We start from the raw sequence: 2,655 nt of genomic DNA on the forward strand, positions 1-2,655 counted from the left end.
CCGCTGACGAACACGCTCGTCAGGTATTTGGCGAGCGTATCCGCCATCATGAGCAGGCGGGCAAACAGATTGTTTATCTGGATGAAAGCGGCTTTGAGCAGTCCATGCCACGTACGCATGGCTATTCGTTAAAAGGGTCCCGCTGTTTTGGTTTACATGACTGGCAGCACAAAGGCCGCATTAATGCCATTGGTGCTATCATTAAAAATACCTTTGTGACCTTAAGTTTGTTTGCCGGAACCATTAATGCGAATGTGTTTCATGCCTGGCTGACACAAGATTTGTTGCCGAAGCTCCCTAAGGGGACAGTGATTGTGATGGATAATGCCCCTTTCCATAAACGCGGTGACACGCGAAAAGCGATAACCGATCACGGATGCCAGTTAGAATGGCTTCCGCCTTACAGCCCAGATTTAAATCCTATCGAAAACAAATGGGCTGAAACAAAAACAACAAGAAGACGAGAAAGATGCTCTATTGATGAGCTGTTTACAGAGCATGTGACTTATGTCTGATTATATTGATTCTGCTATAGTTTCTTCAATAAGATTAGAGGGCTTATATCAGCTGTACTAGTGTGATTACCGAGGGAGACTGACGGACTAATTACTGAGGGACTTTGTCGTTCCAGCATACCAGTCTCCGCATAGAACTCTCAACTAATCATCATCGCTAAGCAGCCGCTAGCGATGATTTTGCTCTCTCTACTCGCGAGGCTACAGTATTGAGCTTATGTCTCAGCCAGATACACCGAACCGTGGACTGGTTTATCTCTATCCCGTACTTTTTCCTGAGTTGGGCTGCGATCTGAACTTGGCCCAGATGTGGGTTTTCCAACGGGAAGGCAATCACCGTTTCCTCCCGTTCTTTTGGCGTTCGGTTTTTGTGGTGATGGCCTGGATTGAGAGTGCGCTTTAACGCGAGTGGGCCTTTTTCTTTGAGTAGCTTGTGATTCTTATAGAGAGTTTCTCGTGAGCAGCCACTGAGGCGAGCCGATTCAGATACATTACCCAGTTTTTCTGCCAGGGCTATTGCATCCAGTTTTCTTTGGATTTCTAAGTCATACATCGTAGGCTGTGTCGGCTCTATCACCTCAGATATCATCAATTTTCGGCCAGCGAAGTAGGCAACGATGCTGCCATCATAATGCTTTCGGACTTCTATTTTTTCTGGTGAGTGATAGAGTGTTGTGCTTTAATATAAAACGCCCGATGAAGTCCATTATCAGGCGTTAAGTAAAAATAGTGTCAACGTATATCAGGACTAGGCATATGCATTTATTGCAAAAAATTAGCTTCTACGATTCTTGATAGCCTGAGACAACTGGCGAAGTAACGTTTCCGTATCTTCCCAACCAATACAAGCATCTGTCACACTTTGACCGTACACCAAAGGTTCCTCACTCTCCAGACTCTGATTTCCTTCAACCAGATGGCTTTCAACCATAACCCCAATAATTGCATCTTCACCGCCAGAGATCTGAGCACAAACATCTGCTCCAACATCCATTTGTCTTTTAAACTGCTTCGAGCTGTTTGCATGACTGAAATCAATCATCACGCTAGGTGCCAGCCCTGCTTTCTCCAGTCCTTCTTTAACAGCACTGACATGTTCAGCACTGTAATTCGGCTCTTTACCACCGCGCAGAATAATATGGCAGTCTCGGTTGCCTGTTGTATTAACAATGGCGGAATGACCCCATTTTGTGACAGACAGGAAACAGTGTGGTGAGCTGGCTGAGTTAATGGCATCAATAGCGACTTTAATCGTACCATCTGTGCCATTTTTGAAACCAACCGGGCAAGAAAGCCCAGAGGCTAATTCACGATGAACCTGAGATTCCGTTGTACGTGCACCTATCGCACCCCAGCTCATGAGATCAGCCAAATACTGGGGAGTAATCATATCTAAGAATTCGCCCGCCGTTGGCAGCCCCATATTATTAATTTCGAGCAATAACTTACGGGCGGTACGTAACCCATTATTGATGTTAAAACTACAATCCATATTTGGATCATTAATCAATCCTTTCCAACCTATGGTTGTACGGGGTTTTTCAAAATAAACCCGCATAACAATTTCCAAATCGGTTTTCAATTCTGCACGCAATTTATTCAAGCGTCCCGCATATTCCAACGCTGCTTGAGGATCATGAATTGAACATGGACCAATTACTACCAATAGACGATCATCTTCACCAATTAAAATATTATGAATAGATTCACGTGCCTTGTGAACCGTATCAGCACTATCTTCTGTCGCAGGAAATTTTTCGAGTAATGCAACTGGTGGTAGTAATTCTGTTATTTTTCTTATTCTTACATCGTCATTTTGGTAGTTCATTGTCCCTTCACCTAATGTGTTTACAGTTATTTGAAATAATTTTGTAATCTCAATCTAACTGTTAGGCCCAATGCTGTAAATAATCTTCGCGAGTAAAGAGTAAAAAAAGAAGAGTTATTTTTATAAAAAATATTGTTCAACGTAAAAGTAATGTTGATTCAGATATATATATACACGTCGTCTTTCAAGTTGCAGCTTTGTTGGCTACGCTCGCTCACCCCGGTCACATATAGCAGAATCAATATAATCAGACATAAGTCACATGCTCTGTAAACAGCTCATCAATAGAGCATCTTTCTCGTCTTCTTGTTG

General features: G+C 43.0%; 3 protein-coding genes. 1 reads left to right on the plus strand and 2 read right to left on the minus strand.

Going from position 1 to position 2,655, the window contains the following annotated elements; all coding sequences use genetic code 11:
* On the plus strand, positions 1-515 hold a 515-nt coding region (locus tag BM329_RS14075), incomplete at its 5' end, for an IS630 family transposase (RefSeq protein WP_245759041.1).
* A 157-nt stretch (positions 516-672) separates the two neighbouring features.
* On the opposite strand, the gene BM329_RS14080 is transcribed toward BM329_RS14075, so the two are convergent.
* A complete protein-coding gene (locus BM329_RS14080; RefSeq protein ID WP_092554411.1) occupies positions 673-1,104 on the minus strand; it encodes a helix-turn-helix domain-containing protein in 432 nt (143 codons plus the stop codon).
* Between the two features lie 186 nt (positions 1,105-1,290).
* Positions 1,291-2,343 carry a 3-deoxy-7-phosphoheptulonate synthase AroG gene (gene aroG / locus BM329_RS14085; protein ID WP_092554414.1) on the minus strand — a complete coding sequence of 351 codons (1,053 nt, stop codon included), beginning with the start codon at positions 2,341-2,343 and terminating at the stop codon, positions 1,291-1,293.
* Between the last annotated feature and the right edge of the window lie 312 nt (positions 2,344-2,655).

Source organism: Xenorhabdus koppenhoeferi (genome assembly GCF_900116635.1).
Taxonomy (GTDB): domain Bacteria; phylum Pseudomonadota; class Gammaproteobacteria; order Enterobacterales; family Enterobacteriaceae; genus Xenorhabdus; species Xenorhabdus koppenhoeferi.